This is a genomic window from Paraprevotella xylaniphila YIT 11841, assembly GCF_000205165.1.
In the GTDB taxonomy this organism is placed as follows: Bacteria; Bacteroidota; Bacteroidia; order Bacteroidales; family Bacteroidaceae; genus Paraprevotella; species Paraprevotella xylaniphila.
Genome location: NZ_GL883883.1, coordinates 34,587 through 52,437, shown reverse-complemented (window position 1 = coordinate 52,437; position 17,851 = coordinate 34,587). Strand labels below are relative to the sequence as shown.

Sequence of the window (17,851 nt, the reverse complement as noted above, 5' to 3'; positions counted from 1 at the left end):
ATAAAAAACGTCTTCAAAGCCAACTTTTTCCTCATAATCTTCCGGTAAGAAGCCATAAATACTTTCAGCTATAAACTTTTATCCCCCATTTGCTTGTTATTCTTGCAGAATCGTCGTACTTTTACCCCATCAACCTGATTTCAAATTCAAAACAGATGAAGAACAGACTTTACACTTATCTGGCCGGTTGGATATTTCTGTGGTTGCCGGCCCTGCTTTTGGCACAAACCATCAACAGTCCCACGGCATTTTTCCTCATGCACTCCAGTGGAAACCATGTGGCCAAAGATGCCCAAGGAGGAGCGGTATTGGAAGCCGCAGATGCCCCGTCGCCCCAAAAACTTACATTCATCCCCGACGGCAACGGATATTATGCCTTGCAATCGGACGACGGACAAGGTTATCTGTCACTGAGCGGACAATGGAACACGTCCTTCACAACCGACCCCTCATCGGCAAAAGCCTTGTATGCCATAGAGAACTCCGGAAAGTTCTTCATCAAGCTGCGCTGCAAATACAACAACAAATATTTAGGAACGGACGGGACGACAGCGTCGTCAGCCGTGTATTCGGACAAAGACGGGACGGACACCCGGCACCTGTGGTACCTTACGACCGACGTGCATCAGGCTCCGCCTGCCGACACCTCAGTCTACGTCATCAACCCGGCCGTTACCCGCCAACAGTTCGAGGGATGGGGCATCTCGCTCTGCTGGTGGGCTAACATGTGCGGGAAGTGGAGCGACGAGAAGATAGACGAACTTGTGGATTGGCTGGTCAGCCCGGACGGACTGGACTACCGTATTTTCCGCTACAACATCGGTGGGGGAGACGACCCGCAAAACCGGAACTGCACGCCGCACCACATGGGAAGCGGAAAAGGCCTGCGTGCGGAAATGGAAGGCTTCAAAGACAGCCCGGACGGTGAATACATTTGGAACCGTGATGCCACACAACGTAAAATCATGCTGAAAATCAAAGAGAAGCGTCCGGATGCCATATTCGAGGCCTTCAGCAATTCCTGTCCCTACTACATGACTTACAGCGGATGTTGTGCGGGTAATACTGATGCGTCTGCCGACAACCTGAAACCGGAATACTATGAAGCATTCGCCCATTATCTGGTAGACGTGTGCCGACATTATAAAGAGGAATACGGCATAGAGTTCCGTACGCTTTCGCCTTTCAACGAACCGATGACGAGTTATTGGGGAGCCAACGGAGGACAAGAAGGATGCCATTTCGACATTGCCTCGCAAGTGGCTTTCCTCAAAGTGTTGCACCCCATCCTGAAAGCCTCCGGCCTGAACACCGTCATCTCGGCCTCGGAAGAAACCGATGCCGCACAGTCGGTCAGGGACTTTGAAGGTTATCAGGCCGCCGGAGTGCTGCCCCTCGTCGGACAATGGAACACGCACACCTACTCGGCCACCACGCAGGCACGCAGCCAAATCAGTGCCCTCTGCAAGGAACAGGGCATCCGTCTATGGATGAGCGAAGTAGGCAGCGGCGGAAGCGGTATTGCCGGAAACCTGAACCTGGCACAGAAACTGATGGACGACATACGTTACATTATGCCTGTGGCGTGGGTGGACTGGCAATACGTGGAGGAGGGCAACGACCAATGGTGCCTGGTGCAAGGCGACTTCACGAAACAGACCTACCACAAGGTGAAGAACTATTCCATCCGCCAACACTTCAGTAAATTCATCCGTCCGGGCTACACATTCCTCACGTCGTTGAACGGACAGACACTGGCAGCCCGCAACCCGGAAGGCGACAGCCTCATCATAGTGGCCATCAATCCGAACGCCTTACCCGTCGTGCATCGTGCCGATTTAAGTTTTTACGAATCCATAAGCAACGGGCTGACGGCACTCCGTAGCTCGGAGACCGAGGATTTGTCCCCAACGGCCGATTACACACTCGAAGACCGCATACTGACCTACAAGCTCCCAGCCTACAGCATCATCACGTTCGTCATCCCCGTGGAAGAAAGCGCGGATGCCGACAACGCCATACGCCCCGGCCTTCCTTACTGGATATGCCCCCGTAACGCAGCCGACCAAGCCCTGCAGGCATCCGGCGGCAAGGTGACTTTACAACCTCTGTCATACACTCCGGAACAAACTTGGAAACTGCAACCGGACGGAAACGGATATACCTTTACCAACGGCAACGGTGATATCCTGACCGACCACTCGCCGGACTATGCGTTAGGATATGAAACTTCTCCCCAAGCCGGACAAAGCTTTACCCTCACTCCCATCGACCGGCTCTTTTATAAAATCATGACAGAAGACGGGTCGAAGGCTTTCGACTTGGAAGGCGAACATCATACGGCCGGCACAACAGTCGGTCTGTGGGAATACGGTTCCGCTCCGACTGCCTGCCACCGCCAATGGTTCTTTATGCGCCAACCGGACAGCGGAAACCCGGATGCCGTTCCGGGCATCTCCTTTCCCGATGATACATCCCGGCCCCTTTTCCGTCTCACTTGCGAACCGGGAAACATACTCCGGGCAGACAAACTTTCGGATACCCCTTGCAGGCTCGGCATCTATGCCCCTTCAGGAGGCTGCATTTACCAGACCTTACTTCAGGACGAGACCCTACGAGTCCCGCTCCATCCGGGCATCTACATCGTCAGTGGCATAAGCCGCTCTACCCGCTTCCATCAAACGATTTTCATAAAATAATGCCGGAATAAGAAAAAAATCCGGCTAAAGTTTTGCAAATATAAAAAAAACGCCTACCTTTGCACTCGCAATCAAGAGAGATGCGCCCAGATGGCGGAATAGGTAGACGCGCTGGTCTCAAACACCAGTGGGGCAACCCATCCCGGTTCGATCCCGGGTCTGGGTACAAAGAAAAAGTCAAACGATTTTTATTATCGTTTGACTTTTTTCGTTTTTTCAGGAGAATTCCCCCAAAAACATCCTGTTTTCATTTTGCCGGAAAGTAAAAACGACGTATTTTTGAACCGGAAACCTTCAAAAGGCATTCAAAACAACCCCAATATAATCATACCATTTATGAGAAAAGCATTTATCCTCCCGGCACTTATCGTTACCGGACTGGCTGCGCAAAGCTGCCAACAAAAGAATCAGGAAAAAAACATGGTGGAAGAGGTCACGGCTGACACGACGGCAGTTTCCGCCAAAGTAGCTTCCTGCGATGTCCGCATGGATGGCATCACTTTCACGGGTGCACTCAACGGGGCAGACACTTGCGTCACCGTGAAAGACGGACGTGCAATAGAATTCCGTTGTACGGAGAAACTCGACTTCTTTTGCGACCCCAACGGCGGACAGTTGAGCAACACCACCCTGCCTATCCTGCTCACGGAAGTGGACAACAGCCAACCTTTCACGCTCACGGCCAAAGTGACGCCGGGATTCACCACGGAGGGGACGTACAACGCGGCCGACCTTTTCGTGTATGCCAACGACACGTTGTGGCAGAAGTTCGCTTTTGAACAGGACGAGCGCGGAAACCACCGTATCGTCACGGTGCGCACCCAGGGGACTTCCGACGACAACAACCATGAACGGCTCACCGTACCTTCCGTCTATCTGAAGATTTCGTCGGACACGCGCACAATAGCCAGTTATTATTCCCTTGACCAAAAAGAATGGCAGATGGTGCGGCTCTATAAAAACTACTATCCCGGCAAGATATGGGTAGGCATCGCCAGCCAATGCCCCCAGAAGGGCGAATGTACAAGCCTTTTCGAGGAAGTCTCGCTGCAACAGACTGCCGTGAGCGACTTCCGTATGGGAGAATGACAAGGCAACCGTTTTCATTCTGTCACCGTTCGCCGTGACCGACATGGCAAAAAGTCAGCCCAAACAGCTTCTTACGGAATCTTCCCAAAGCGGAAACGGGCAGGATAGGAACGCATGGCTGCATAAATATTCACTTCAAACGGCATATATGCGGAAAAATATCGCATATATGCCGTTTTTTCTCATGAGAATAAAAAATCATTCGGCTGAAAGAAAAAAATCATTCTCAGCAGATTGAAAAAATGAAATGACGAAAAACGGGAAAAAACCTCTCCCAATCCGTTTTCCAAACACCACAAAACGTATTTTTTCCTCTATTTGAACCTCTCCGACTTGTCTAAACAGACTGTCAAAAAGTAAGGCCTAACCCACCGACGCCGACAGGCCGTCCCGAACCATACAGGCAATTCCAGACATGCCGTTCTTTTATGACAGTCCAACGCCTTTTCAGCTATCTTCGTGCATGCCCGCCGAAGCCCGAGATTGCGATATTTCAAGTCACTCCCCGACCCTACGCCAAATACGCGAGCCACGCACAGGCCGGAATGACATTTTGACAAACGGCATTCACCCTCTTTCGGGCTGCACGAGATAGAAACAACTTGTACTGAAAAAATTACGCACGTATGGCAGGACGGAAAGCGCACCATGGAGCTTACGGGGCTTCAGGCCGAATTTCGTCTCGTAATGCGGATTGATGAAATAGAGTTGCCGGTCTACGACCCGATAGCCGGTGGCATACAATGCCGCCTGAAACTTCTCTATGGGGCAACGTGTGCGCTTGATGTTCATCAGTTCGCGGATGGTCGGCCCGTCTTCACCGGCTGCGGCCAACACGCCCTTATAGAGTGGAAAAGGCAGAAGATGAAGGAACGGGAAATGAGACACCACCTTGCTGTGCGCTATTTGCTGGTGGCCGCCGAAAGGCATTTGCCATGCCGGAAAGGCCATAAACACCACGCCGCCCGGCGCAAGATAGCGTTTCAGGCCTTTCAGGAAACCGGCCTTGTCGTTGATATGCTCTATCACATCGTGCACCAATATCAGGGAGAATTTATGCTCCAGTTCCGTCAATTTGAAAATGTCGGACGCGACAAAAGTACCTTCCGCCCCTCTCTCGGCAAAAAACTTACGGGCCTCGGCAACACGTCCGGCAGCAATGTCCACTCCTGTCACCGAACAACCCAACTTCGCGAACGAGAACAGGTTACCCCCTTCGCCACAACCCACTTCCAACACCTCTTGCGGAAGTTCAGGGAAGCATTTACGGATATAAGGAATATAATATTTCTCTGTCGTACGGGCCTGCTCGTCAAAATAACGTTCGCGGTCGGAATGGCGCTCTTGCATGTTAAATTCTCATTTTATTTTCGCCAAAGTTAATAAAAAACTATTATATTAAAGAGGCTGTCCGGATAAAATCTTCCAGACAACCTCTTTTTCCATCTTACCGTTCAGGCTCCACGGCGGGAACCGGACTGGTTCAAAGGTTCCTTCTCCCTTTCTTCTTCAAATATTCAATCAACTCTTCCGGACGGTCGGTCTGTATGACAGAGGCCCCACGGTCGAGCACCCAGCCCCAGTGGGCATCGGGGTCGGACAGGGCTTTCCCGTCTTCATGGCCGCCGCACAGGCTCGCCCACAACGTATTGATCCAGACACGGCAATCCGATGCGGCTATCACCGGCAAGTAGGACAACTTGGCAAAACGGTCTGTCTTGAAAATAACCTCCACGGCCTGTGGGCGGAATGCGGAAAGGAACGAAGCGACGTAGGGTATCGCGCCCTCACCATCGAGATCCACCACGGGCATATAAAGAATGTCCTTGTAGCCGGAAAGCTGCCGTTCCACCTCCTCTACCGTGCCGCGCCCCTTCAGCACCACATGGTCTTCCGTACCCGTCTTGCGGATAATCGGTGCAATCTCGGACAGGTAATCTCCGCCCTTGTCGATGTTCACCAGCACCGTCCCCTTGCAAGCCGTCAGGGCTTCCTCCAGCGTGGGTATGGTCTCGTCCGAAAGACTTCCGTCCGCCCGGCGCAGGCGGAAACGCTTCAGTTCCTCCACCGTGTAGTCTGCCACGTTGCCTTTACCATCCGTCATACGGTCGATGTTCCCGTCGTGCATCAGCACGAAACCGCCGTCCTTCGTCCGCTGGATGTCAATCTCCACCATGTCCACCCCCATGTCTGCTGCCCCTTTGATGGCCGCCACGGAGTTCTCGGGCGCATGCCGCCAGTCGCCCCTGTGGGCCACGACGAATACATAATCGGAGCGGCTGTCTTGCAGTTCCGCCCTCAACCGGCTGATATGCCCGTCAGCCTGTACGCACAGTGCCAGACACCACAGCCCAACCGTAAAAAGAATCTTTTTCATTTCCCTTTCATGTTTAACCGGAGTAAAAGTAGTCCTTTCCGTGGGAAACGCCGGAAAAGATTTACGTCTAAGATTGACAATCTTGTGTCTCCAGAGGGAAAATCAGAAAACACGCACCAGAAAATGGCCGAACCACACGGCCAACAGCCCCAAGGCAAAGCTCAACACCGCGTATGCGGCAAACGACCAGAACTTGTCTGAAAGGATAAGGATGTAGTTCTCGTGTACGAACGTGGAAAAGGTGGTAAACCCTCCGCAAAAGCCCACCGTGAGGAACAAACGCCACTCGGGGGACAAGACATCCGCCCGCTCAAACCAACCGTACAACAAGCCGATGAACAGGCAACCCGCCACATTGACGACCATCGTTCCCAACGGGAGATGAGTAAAATTGCCCGCCGAGACCCACCGGGTCAGCCCGTAGCGGGCCATGCCGCCCACGAAACTACCGGCTCCGACGCACAACAAGGTCTTCCACATTTGCCTCCTCCCGTCATTGGGCCAATGAAGAACGCAAAGCCAAAGCCTTGTCTTCGGCCGCCTCCATGATTTCACGTTCGCCCGGCCCCTTGTCGTTAATGCCGCAAAGGTGCAGGATACCGTGTATGATGACACGGTGCAGTTCCTCTTCGTAGGTTGCCCCCACCTGCTCGGCGTTGGTCCGCACCGTGTCGAGGCTGATGAAGAGGTCGCCCGAAATCACGTCACCTTCGCAATAATCAAACGTGATGATGTCCGTGTAATAATCGTGCCCGAGATACTGGCGGTTCACCTCCAGAATCTTCTCGTCGTCCACGAAGATATAGGCAATCTCGCCTACCCTTTTGCCGTAACTCGCAGCCACGGCTTTCACCCAGGCCGTGTTTTCGCGTTTCTTGATGGAGGGCATCTTCACGCCGTCCGTATTGTAAGTAACCATCTCTTTCCTATGTTTTAATCGTCAAACAAACTGCCTTGCAACTCCGTCGTGAAACGGCTGCGCCCCAAATGCTTGTAAGCCATGTCCGTCACCTCCCGTCCGCGCGGCGTGCGCTTGATGAACCCTTCTTTAATCAGGAAAGGCTCATACACCTCTTCCACCGTCCCCGCATCTTCCCCGATGGCCGTGGCGATGGTCGTAATGCCAACCGGCCCGCCCTTGAACTTATCAATAATGGTAAGCAGAATCTTGTTGTCTATCTCGTCCAGTCCGTAGCGGTCGATATTCAGAGCTTCCAATGCATAACGTGCAATGGCCATGTCCACCCGTCCCGTGCCGCGCACCTGGGCAAAATCGCGCACACGCCGCAAAAGCGCATTGGCGATACGGGGGGTTCCACGGCTGCGTCCGGCAATCTCCATGGCAGCATCGTGCTCGATGGGTACGGAAAGAATGTGCGCCGAACGTTCCACGATGCGCGAAAGCACCTCAGCGTCATAATACTCCAGATGCAGGTTGATGCCGAAACGGGCACGGAGGGGAGCGGTAAGCAGGCCGCTGCGCGTAGTGGCACCCACCAACGTGAAGGGATTCAAATCGAGTTGTATGCTGCGCGCCGACGGGCCTTTGTCTATCATGATGTCTATCCGGTAGTCCTCCATGGCGGAATAAAGATATTCCTCCACTACGGGACTAAGCCGATGGATTTCGTCGATAAAGAGCACGTCGTTCGGCTCCAGCGAAGTCAGGATACCGGCCAAATCGCCCGGCTTGTCCAGTACAGGGCCGGACGTGACCTTGAAACCCACGCCCAGTTCGTTGGCTATGATGTTGCTCAACGTGGTCTTCCCCAATCCCGGAGGACCGTGCAACAAAGTATGGTCGAGGGGCTCGCCCCTGTACTTGGCAGCCTCGACGAAAACTTTCAGGTTTTCCACCACCTTCAACTGTCCGCTGAAATCCCCGAACTGGAGCGGACGCAAGGCATTCTCGAACTCGCGCTCGGCAGACGAGTTTGAGGAACGGCGTATGTCGAAATCTTCTTCCATTGTGCGGCAAAGATAGCATCTTTTCCGCACAAAACGGGCATGCGTCCCATTTTTTATGTAACTTTGCCTTTCAATCATGTAACGAGAGATTTCTATGGTTCTGAATTACATCTGGGTGGCATTCTTCGGCATCGCATTCCTCATCGCGGCAGGGAAGTTGGTATTCGCAGGCGATGCCGGCGTGTTTCCGGCCATCATGGACTCCACGTTCAGTTCCGCCAAGACGGCTTTCGAGATTTCCCTCGGCCTGACCGGCGTGCTCTCGCTTTGGATGGGCATCATGAAAATAGGGGAACGGGGCGGAGTGGTCAATATATTGGCACGCGGCCTCAGCCCGCTCTTCTGCAAGCTCTTCCCGGACATTCCCAAGAACCATCCCGTCATCGGAAACATTTTCATGAACATCTCTGCCAATATGTTGGGACTGGACAATGCGGCCACGCCCTTGGGACTGAAAGCCATGGAAAGCCTTCAGGAACTGAACCCGAAAAAAGACACAGCTAGCAACCCGATGATCATGTTCCTCGTGCTGAACACTTCGGGACTGACCATCATCCCTGTCAGCATCATGGTTTACCGGACCCAAATGGGAGCGGCACAGCCCACGGACGTGTTCATCCCGATTCTGTTGGCGACCTTTGCCTCCACGCTGACGGGTATCATCGTCACCTGCCTTTATCAACGCATCAACCTGCTAGACAGGGTGGTCGTACTGGCATTGGGAGGGGCCTGTCTGGCCGTGGCCGGCATCGTGTATGGCTTCAGCCGGTTGGACAAAGAAGAAATGAACTTGTGGAGCACGACTATCGCCAACGTGTTGCTGTTCTGCATCATCATTGCTTTCATGGCTGCCGGTGTCAGAAAACGCGTTAACGTGTACGACGCTTTTATCGAAGGAGCAAAAGACGGTTTTACCACAGCCGTACGCATCATTCCCTATTTAGTCGCCATCTTAGTGGGCATCGGGGTATTCCGTGCTTCGGGTGCCATGGACTTGTTGACAGACGGCATCGCCGCTGTCGTCAAAGCCTGCGGCGGCGATGCAGGCTTTGTCGGTGCCTTGCCTACCGCACTGATGAAACCGCTGAGCGGCAGCGGGGCGCGCGGCATGATGGTGGATGCCATGGAAACCTATGGCGCCGACTCCTTCGTGGGGCGGTTGAGCTGTATTTTCCAAGGCGCGACAGACACCACCTTTTATATATTGGCCGTTTACTTCGGCAGCGTGGGCATCACCCGCACGCGGCATGCCGTGGCTTGCGGCCTGTTGGCCGATTTGGCAGGTATAGTGTCCGCCATCGGTGTGGCTTATCTCTTTTTCGGGGCATAATAGAAACAAAACGGACGAAATATGGCAGAATTGAAATCGGTGGCCAAAGACACCGCCATCTACGGACTAAGCAGCATCATCGGAAGATTCCTGAACTATTTGCTGGTTCCGCTCTATACGGCCAAGATGACCGTAGAAAGCGGAGGCTATGGCATCGTGACCAACATTTATGCCTACGTGGCGCTTTTGATGGTCATCCTCACGTTCGGCATGGAAACCACGCTGTTCCGTTTTGCCAACAAAGAGGGGGAAAACCCGCAAACCGTCTATAGCACGACACTCACCATGGTAGGTGGCCTGTCTCTGTTGTTTGCCTTGCTCGTACTCTCTTTCCTTAATCCGATAGCTTCTGCCATGGGGTATGCCGAACACCCGGAATACGTGGGTGTCATGGCGGTCACGGTAGCCTTGGATGCCTTTCAATCTATTCCTTTCGCATGGCTGCGCTACCAACACCGTCCCATCAAGTTTTTTGCGTTGAAGATGCTGTTCATCGTGCTCAACATCACGTTGAACATCCTTTATTTCGTCGTGCTTCCGGCATTGTACGTCCGCCACGCATGGGTGGGCGCAATCTATGACCCGTCTGTCGGACCGGGATATGCCTTCATCCTGAACCTTGCCTGTACATCGTTCATCACCTTCTTTTTCATTCCCGAACTGACAGGATTCAAATATCGGTTCGACACCCGGCTAATGAAACGCATGTTGGGCTACAGTTGGCCCATCCTGATTCTTGGCATTGCAGGCATCCTGAACCAGACGGCCGACAAAATCATCTTCCCGTTGGTGTACGGTGACGCAGAAACGGCCAAGTCCGAACTAGGCATCTACGGTGCCTGCGTGAAGATTGCCATGATAATGGCCATGATTACCCAAGCCTTCCGCTATGCTTACGAGCCGTTCGTGTTCGGCAAGGCTAAGGACAAGAACAGTGGGGAGACCTATGCCTCAGCCATGAAATTCTTCATCATCTTCACCCTTCTGGCATACCTCTGCGTCATCGGCTACATGGACATCCTGAAACGCATCATAGCACCCGATTATTGGCCTGGCTTACGTGTTGTCCCCATTGTCATGGCTGCCGAAATCATGATGGGGATATACTTCAACCTTTCGTTTTGGTATAAGCTCATCGACAAGACGATTTGGGGGGCCTGGTTCTCGACTGCCGGTTGTTTGGTCCTCTTTGCAGTCAACATCGTCTTTATCCCGACATACAGCTACATGGCTTGTGCCTGGGGCGGTTTCGCCGGATACGCCACAGCCATGCTCCTGTCCTACATCGTGGGACAGAAGAAAAATCCCGTCCGCTATCCGTTGAAATCCATCGGCATCTACGTACTGATTGCCGGGGGCTTCTACGCCATCATGGCCGGTACGCCCGAAGAATGGCCCGTATGGACACGGTTGGGCATCAACACGGTGCTCATCCTGCTCTTCGTCGGACATATCCTGAAACACGACCTACCGGTACGAAGCCTACCGGTCATCGGCAAATATTTTCGTAAACCTCAAAAATAAAAGCAATGGAAAACAAGACAAAAAAGGAACGAGGTTACCTCAACCTGTTCATTCGTAGGTTGCTGAGCTTACGTAACGACAAAGCTCCCGAAGAAGAAACGATAGCTTCCATCAAGGCCAGCGTGGAATTCCGGGGTGCCAATCTATGGATTCTGATTTTTGCCATCTTCGTGGCTTCTTTAGGGCTGAACACCAACTCGGCCGCCGTCATCATCGGTGCCATGTTGATTTCACCTCTCATGGGACCTATCATGGGCATGGGATTAGGCGTAGGTATCAATGATTTCGAATTGCTCAAAAGGGCGTTCCGAAGTTTCGCCACGGCCACCATTTTCAGCGTACTCACTGCCACGTTCTATTTTGCCATCACCCCGATAGATGAAGCCCAGTCGGAACTTTTGGCCCGCACCTCGCCCACCATTTACGATGTGCTCATCGCCTTATTCGGCGGATTGGCCGGCATCGTGGCCTTGTGCAGCACCGGGCAACGAGGCGGTAACGTAATCCCAGGCGTAGCCATAGCCACAGCCATCATGCCTCCCCTTTGTACCACAGGCTTCGGCATAGCCACCGGAAACTGGATTTACGCCGCCGGAGCTTTCTATCTCTATCTGATTAACTCCATATTCATAAGCCTTGCCACTTTCATCGGAGTCAACATCTTCGACTTCAAGAAGAAGGTGTTCGTGGACAAACAACGGGAAAAAAGAGTGAAACACATCATCGTCACCATCGCTGTATTGACGATGTTACCCTCAACCTTGCTGACTTACATGTTGGTACGTGAAAACTTTTTCACTAGCAAAGCCAACAACTTCGTGGCACAAGTCGTCACATCGGAACAAACTCAGGTAATAGCCAAAGAAGTGGACTATCATACCAAAGAAATCCGCCTCGTGACCATCGGTGAAGAAATCCCCGAAAAAGAATTAACCCGAATGAAAAGCCAAATGGAAAATTTCGGACTGGAAGATGCCAAACTATCCATTGTACAAGGAACAAAAAATCTTAGTGCCAGCGAACTGAAGACCATGCTGAATGATCCGGCAAGCAGGCAAGCCGACAAAAACGCGCAACTCTTAGCCAACGAACAACAACGTGCGGACAAACTGCAAAAAGAACTGGACGTTTACAAAAAGACCGAATTACAGGCTCAGTCCATCAGCGCGGAAATGGCTACGCTCTTTCCAGAAGCGGCTCGTGTCAGCATTGCCCGCACTTTCTCCTATGCTGTTAGTGACAGCCTGCAAAAGGATTCACTGACCTTAGTCAGCCTCACCCTAAAAAAGAAACTGAATACCGAGACGCGCGAGAAGATGGAAGAATGGCTGAAAACCAGACTTAAAACACCCGACATGAAACTCATCGTCGGGACTAAAATAGAAAATAACGACAAATAACCCTATTAACAAATAAACATGAAGAAAAAGTTTTTAACGTTACTCGCTTTCGTTTGTGGCCTCAACGGTATGAAGGCCGACGAGGGCATGTGGATGCTCAGCCACATTTCACCCAAAAGCATGAAGGTCATGAAAGATTTGGGACTGCAAATGAGCGAAAAGGAATTGTATAATACGAAAGGGACCTCGCTGAAAGACGCTGTGGTAAGTTTTGGCGGTTTCTGTTCCGGTGTCGTTGTCTCACCGGATGGTTTGGTCTTTACAAACCACCACTGTGGCTTCGGCAACATACAGGCTTTGGCCACACCTGAAAACGACATCCTGAAGAATGGATTCGTGGCCCGCACCCAAGCGGAAGAACTTCCGGCAAAAGGTCTCTATGTACAGATACTGCAAAGGACGGAAGACATCACTAAACGGGTAAACAAAGCTTTGGACAAATACTACAAGGAACATGCCGCCGAGATGGCCACATTGGGTGAAAATGCCAAGGAAAAAATGCGTTGGAACGGTGTGGATTCCATCTGCCTGGCCATAGAAAACGAATATGCGAAAAAATACCCGGAGTTGGTTTGCGAAGTCAGTCCTTATTACACGGGAAACGCTTTCTACGTCAACGTATATAAACAATACGATGACATCCGCCTTGTGTTCGCGCCGCCTCAAAGCTTAGGCAAGTTCGGCGGTGAAACGGACAATTGGATGTGGCCGCGCCAAACCTGTGACTTCAGTGTCTTCCGCATTTATGCCGATAAGGATAACCAACCTGCCGGATACAATGCGGACAACCGCCCGTTGAAAGCCGAACGTTATGCTAAAGTATCTTTGGATGGTTTCAAAAAAGGAGACTACTGTATGACCATCGGCTATCCCGGACGTACTAACCGTTATCTCTCTTCTTACGGAATCGTGGAACGCATGGAGAATACCAACGAATCCCGAATCAATGTACGCGGCTTAAAGCAAAGTATATGGAAGAAATGGATGGACAGTGATCCGAAAATCCGTTTGCAGTACGCTTCCAAATATGCCAACAGTTCCAACTATTGGAAAAACAGCATCGGCATGAACAAGGCCCTTAAAGAGTTGAAAGTCGTAGAACAGAAGAAAAAACAAGAACAACAAATCAACGAATGGGCACAAAAAAGCAAAAAAAGACAGGAAAACTTTGGTAACTTGGCTCCCGAACTCGAAAAAGCGTACGCAGCCCGCAAAGACGGTAACCGTGCCATCGCGTTCCTCAACGAGTCTTTCCTTGGAGGTCCCGACTTGCTGCGTATCGCCATGTACTTCAACAACCTGCAAAGCGCAGGAGAAGAAACGGGAAAGGAAACGTGGAAAAACCGTCTGCGTCAACAATACAAGGACTGGAACAAAGAGGTCGACAAGGAAACGATGACGGCCTTGATGGACAACTACGCCAAACAAGTAAAACCCGAATATCTGCCGGACTTCTATCAGACGATAGAAAAGGAATACGATAACGACATCCGCGCCTACGTGGATGCCATGTTCAAACAGTCGGTCCTGACCGACACAAACTGTGTCAACCTGACGCTGACCCAAGAACAAAAAGATAATGACATGGCACTGAAATGCCTGAAGAGCGTGATGGAACTTGGCGGAAAGGTATCTGACGGAATCAGCCAGTACAACATGGATGTGGCAGAAAAGGAAAGACTGCTTTGCGAAGCCATACTTGAAATGGAAATGGACCAACCGCATTATTCGGATGCGAACTCGACCATGCGCCTGAGTTACGGCTTCGTAGACGACTACACCAGTGCTGCCGGACACCAGAACTACTTTACTACCATGCCGAGCCTGTTGGATAAAGTCGCACAAAGCGACAAAATCGACGAATATAAGGTGGAACCGGAAGTAAAGGTCCTGTTTGAAAAAGGCGACTTCGGCCCTTACAAAGACAAGGAAAGCGGCGAAATGCAGCTCTGTTTCCTGACGAACAATGACATCACCGGCGGAAATTCCGGTAGCCCGATGTTCAACGGCAAAGGCGAACTTATCGGACTGGCTTTCGACGGCAACTGGGATGCCTTGAGTAGCGACATTACTTTCACACAGGATTTGACCCGTTGCATCGGTGTGGACATCCGTTATGTACTCTACATCATCGACCGATGGGGAGGAGCCGAACGTCTCATCCAAGAAATAGGTGCACGATAAAAAACAAAGAAACGGCAAGCAATAATGCAAGACTCCCGGTTTGCATATCTGTAGCAAACCGGGAGTCTTGCATTATTGCTTATTTTTTCGGGAAGCGGCGTGCCCATCCTTCTTCCGAGAAGTCCGGCTCATCACCTACCAAGTCCTTTCCTCCTTGCGGCAAATCTTTTCCGCCTTGTGGTTGAAAGAACTGTTTCCAATCATCTTTCGTATATTTCTTACCACGTGGTTCGGTGTAACCCCGTTCCTCACGAGACGGCTTGGCTGCTTTCCGTGCATTATCCTTATTGGCAACATCCTTGTCCTTCTTGCCTTTCCTTTTGCCGGACATGGCCTCCTCATAGGTTTTTCCTCCACCGCGTCTCTTGCGGTCGCGACCACCCTTTGCGTCCCCACCGCCCCGACCGCCACGGCCGGACCGACGGTTCGACTTACCATCTCCGGCCTCGTGAGCCTCTCCGGTAGCCACTTCCACGTTGACTTTACGTCCCTTCACCTGCACACCGGAAAGCCCGTGCAACACGCGGTCGGCCTCACCGTCGGGCACCTCAAAGAAAGAAAAGCTCTTCATCAGGTCGATACGCCCGACTTCTACCTTGCCTTGCACATGGTCGTTCACCAGTTTCATCACCTCTTTGGCATAGAAACCGTCCACCTTACCCACGTTAAGGAACAACCGGGTGTATCCCTCTTCGGGCTTGCGCCCGCCGCGTTGGCCTTTCTTGCCGCCTTTCTCCCCACGTCCCGTCGGTTCGCTGATTTCAGGCGCGTTGGCATAGTATTGCAGGAAACGTCCGAACTCCCGGCTCACCACACGCTTGATGAGGTCTTCCTTGTCGAGCCATTCCAACTTGCGGTACACTTCGGGCAGGAACTGTTCGATTTCCTCCTCATCCACTTCCACACGCTCGATGTCATCTATTACCTTATATAATTGTTTGGCGCAGATTTCCTTGCCACTGGGCATCTCTCCCTTCACAAACTCCTTGCCGATAACCTTTTCTATCTCGCGGATTTTGGAACGTTCGCGCGTGTGAACGATACAAATGCTCGTCCCTTTCTTGCCTGCACGCCCCGTACGCCCGCTGCGGTGCGTGTAATTCTCGATGTCGTCCGGCATACCGTAATTGATGACGTGCGTCAAGTCTTCCACGTCGAGTCCTCGCGCCGCCACGTCGGTAGCCACGAGGAACTGTACGCGGTGTTGGCGGAATTTCTGCATCGTCAGGTCACGTTGTTGCTGCGAAAGATCCCCGTGCAACGAGTCGGCATTGTACCCATCCTGTATCAATTTATCTGCCACTTCCTGCGTTTCCAAACGCGTGCGACAGAAAATAATGGCATAAATCTTGGGATAATAGTCCACGATGCGTTTCAATGCCAGATATTTGTCCTTGGCATGCACCATGTAATACACATGGTTCACCGTTTCTGCTCCTTCATTACGCGAACCTACCACGATTTCCTTGGCATCGCGCAAGTATTTCTTCGAGATACGCTCTATCTCACGGCTCATCGTGGCAGAGAAGAGTAATGTGTTGTGATTTTCGGGCACTCCGGCCAGAATCTTGTCGATACTCTCCGTGAACCCCATGGAAAGCATCTCGTCAGCCTCGTCCAACACCACGTTTTCCACATGCTCCAACGAAGCTGCCTTGCGCTCCATCAGGTCGATCAGACGGCCCGGCGTAGCCACAATGACCTGTACGCCCTTCCTCAGCGTACGGATTTGCGGTTCGATGTTCGCACCGCCGTACACCGGCAACACGCGCACACCGGGCAAGTACTTGGAGTAGTTCTCCAAATCATCCGCTATCTGCAAACAAAGTTCTCGGGTGGGACTTAAGATCAAAGCCTGCGTTTCGTTCCGGCTAGCATCCACTTTCTGCAAAACAGGAAGGCCGTAAGCCGCCGTCTTCCCTGTACCGGTCTGCGCCAGTGCCACAACATCGTTATTCACTCCCAGTAAATAAGGAATCACTTCCTCCTGTACCGGCATCGGGTGTTCATACCCCATTTCCTCAATAGCTTGTCTGATTTCCGCAGAAACACCAAGCTCCTCAAAAGTTTTCAATACGTTAATTATTAAATTAGTACACCAAAGGCAGCGCACGGCGCATACTACATACAAAAACAACCCTTCAGTGTATCATCACGCCTGAAAACCGCCTTCCCTAAAAATTAGGTGCGCAAAGATACGACAAATCTTCGTTTTTTTCACTTTTTTCTACGACTTATTCCACTTTTTTATCGTATGTTTGCATTCACTTGTTTCTAAACTAGACATTCATGCGCAAAGTCATTGGGATGGGCGAAACCATCATGGACATCATTTTCCACGGGGAACAACCCACGGCAGCTGTACCGGGAGGCTCGTCGTTCAACAGTATTATCTCCATCGGACGGGCAGGCATCCCGGCTGTTTTCGTCGGCGAAACGGGACACGATGAAGTGGGACGGCGTATCGCGGATTTCTTGAACGCCAACCATGTGGATGCCAGTTTCCTGCGGATGCGCGACGATATCCAGTCTGCCGTGTCGTTGGCTTTCCTCGATGAACGGAACGATGCCCATTACATGTTCTACAAACAACCGCCACGTACGTTGAAGGGCTTCATCCACCCCACGGTGGAGGCCGATGACATCGTGCAGTTCGGTTCCTACTATGCACTCAATCCGCACATCCGCCCGCAGGTCAAGGCTTTTTTGGAATACGCGCACGGACAAGGTGCCATCTTGTATTACGACCTGAATTTCCGACGCACATACCAAGACCGCATAAAGGAACTGCTTCCGGCCATCCATGAAAATTTCCGGTTAGCCACTGTGGTACGCGGTTCGGCCGACGACTTTGAGGTTATGTACGGCCTACGCGACGCGGAAGAAATTTACCACCGCCATATCGCGCCCTACTGCCCGTTGTTCCTCTATACCTGCGGTGCGGAAAACATCATGCTGTGCACCCCAAAAGGGAGTTCCCGTTTTCCGGTACCACCCGTGCGCACGGTAAGCACCATCGGAGCCGGTGACAACTTCAATGCCGGATTCATTTACGGATTGATACGCTATGGCATCCGCCGTACCGGTTTGCCAGACCTTTCCGAAGCACAGTGGGAACACGCCGTGACATGCGGCATCCGGTTTGCAGCCAACGCCTGTGCCAGCATACATAATTCCATCGACGAAGACTTCGGACGGCAAATGGCCCGAAAGATGCCATAACGGCAAAAAGAGGTCTCCGGAACAAGATAAATCAACATAGTTACCATCATTTTCAACA

The 17,851-nt window shown here is 51.9% G+C and carries 13 protein-coding genes and 1 tRNA gene; 8 read left to right on the top strand and 6 right to left on the bottom strand.

All coding sequences use genetic code 11. The features are described 5' to 3' along the window. The first annotated feature begins 155 nt into the window (after window positions 1–155). From HMPREF9442_RS12980 to HMPREF9442_RS12970, 3 genes are all read left to right on the top strand, one after another. The gene (locus tag HMPREF9442_RS12980; RefSeq protein WP_008629416.1) at window positions 156–2,699 is read left to right on the top strand and encodes a glycoside hydrolase; all 2,544 of its coding nucleotides are present in this window, start codon (window positions 156–158) and stop codon (window positions 2,697–2,699) included. Between the two features lie 84 nt (window positions 2,700–2,783). Then, window positions 2,784–2,865 (top strand) — tRNA-Leu (locus HMPREF9442_RS12975). A gap of 170 nt (window positions 2,866–3,035) precedes the next feature. Further along, window positions 3,036–3,788: a DUF1349 domain-containing protein gene (locus HMPREF9442_RS12970; RefSeq protein WP_040603151.1), complete on the top strand. Its 753-nt coding sequence runs from the start codon at window positions 3,036–3,038 to the stop codon at window positions 3,786–3,788. Between the two features lie 567 nt (window positions 3,789–4,355). On the opposite strand, the gene HMPREF9442_RS12965 is transcribed toward HMPREF9442_RS12970, so the two are convergent. From HMPREF9442_RS12965 to ruvB, 5 genes are all read right to left on the bottom strand, one after another. Beyond that, the gene (locus HMPREF9442_RS12965; RefSeq protein ID WP_008629413.1) at window positions 4,356–5,138 is read right to left on the bottom strand and encodes a class I SAM-dependent methyltransferase; all 783 of its coding nucleotides are present in this window, start codon (window positions 5,136–5,138) and stop codon (window positions 4,356–4,358) included. Window positions 5,139–5,271: 133 nt separating this feature from the next. Then, a complete protein-coding gene (locus HMPREF9442_RS12960) occupies window positions 5,272–6,165 on the bottom strand; it encodes a glycerophosphodiester phosphodiesterase family protein (protein ID WP_008629412.1) in 894 nt (297 codons plus the stop codon). 102 nt (window positions 6,166–6,267) lie between these two features. Then, a complete protein-coding gene (gene crcB, locus HMPREF9442_RS12955; protein WP_008629411.1) occupies window positions 6,268–6,645 on the bottom strand; it encodes a fluoride efflux transporter CrcB in 378 nt (125 codons plus the stop codon). Window positions 6,646–6,658: 13 nt separating this feature from the next. Next, complete coding sequence (gene ybeY / locus HMPREF9442_RS12950) at window positions 6,659–7,084, bottom strand: rRNA maturation RNase YbeY (protein WP_008629410.1); 426 nt, start codon at window positions 7,082–7,084, stop codon at window positions 6,659–6,661. Window positions 7,085–7,098: 14 nt separating this feature from the next. Continuing rightward, window positions 7,099–8,133: a Holliday junction branch migration DNA helicase RuvB gene (gene ruvB, locus HMPREF9442_RS12945; protein ID WP_008629409.1), complete on the bottom strand. Its 1,035-nt coding sequence runs from the start codon at window positions 8,131–8,133 to the stop codon at window positions 7,099–7,101. Between the two features lie 94 nt (window positions 8,134–8,227). On the opposite strand from ruvB, the gene HMPREF9442_RS12940 reads away from it, so the two are divergent. The 4 genes from HMPREF9442_RS12940 to HMPREF9442_RS12925 are packed head-to-tail and all read left to right on the top strand — an operon-like array spanning window position 8,228 to window position 14,571. Beyond that, window positions 8,228–9,463, top strand: a complete 1,236-nt coding sequence (locus HMPREF9442_RS12940) for a nucleoside recognition domain-containing protein (RefSeq protein WP_008629404.1) — start codon at window positions 8,228–8,230, stop codon at window positions 9,461–9,463. 21 nt (window positions 9,464–9,484) lie between these two features. Continuing rightward, window positions 9,485–10,987 (top strand): lipopolysaccharide biosynthesis protein, encoded by a 1,503-nt coding sequence (locus HMPREF9442_RS12935; RefSeq protein ID WP_008629402.1) that lies wholly within the window; start codon window positions 9,485–9,487, stop codon window positions 10,985–10,987. A 5-nt stretch (window positions 10,988–10,992) separates the two neighbouring features. Then, on the top strand, window positions 10,993–12,387 hold the full coding sequence (locus HMPREF9442_RS12930) for a TIGR00341 family protein (protein WP_008629400.1): 1,395 nt from the start codon (window positions 10,993–10,995) through the stop codon (window positions 12,385–12,387). 18 nt (window positions 12,388–12,405) lie between these two features. Continuing rightward, window positions 12,406–14,571, top strand: coding sequence for a S46 family peptidase (locus HMPREF9442_RS12925; protein WP_008629399.1), 2,166 nt, complete (start codon window positions 12,406–12,408; stop codon window positions 14,569–14,571). 79 nt (window positions 14,572–14,650) lie between these two features. Here HMPREF9442_RS12925 and HMPREF9442_RS12920 read toward each other — a convergent pair whose 3' ends face one another. Further along, window positions 14,651–16,645 carry a DEAD/DEAH box helicase gene (locus tag HMPREF9442_RS12920; RefSeq protein WP_008629397.1) on the bottom strand — a complete coding sequence of 665 codons (1,995 nt, stop codon included), beginning with the start codon at window positions 16,643–16,645 and terminating at the stop codon, window positions 14,651–14,653. 215 nt (window positions 16,646–16,860) lie between these two features. On the opposite strand from HMPREF9442_RS12920, the gene HMPREF9442_RS12915 reads away from it, so the two are divergent. Continuing rightward, window positions 16,861–17,793 (top strand): carbohydrate kinase family protein, encoded by a 933-nt coding sequence (locus HMPREF9442_RS12915; protein ID WP_008629395.1) that lies wholly within the window; start codon window positions 16,861–16,863, stop codon window positions 17,791–17,793. The last annotated feature ends 58 nt before the right edge of the window (window positions 17,794–17,851 follow it).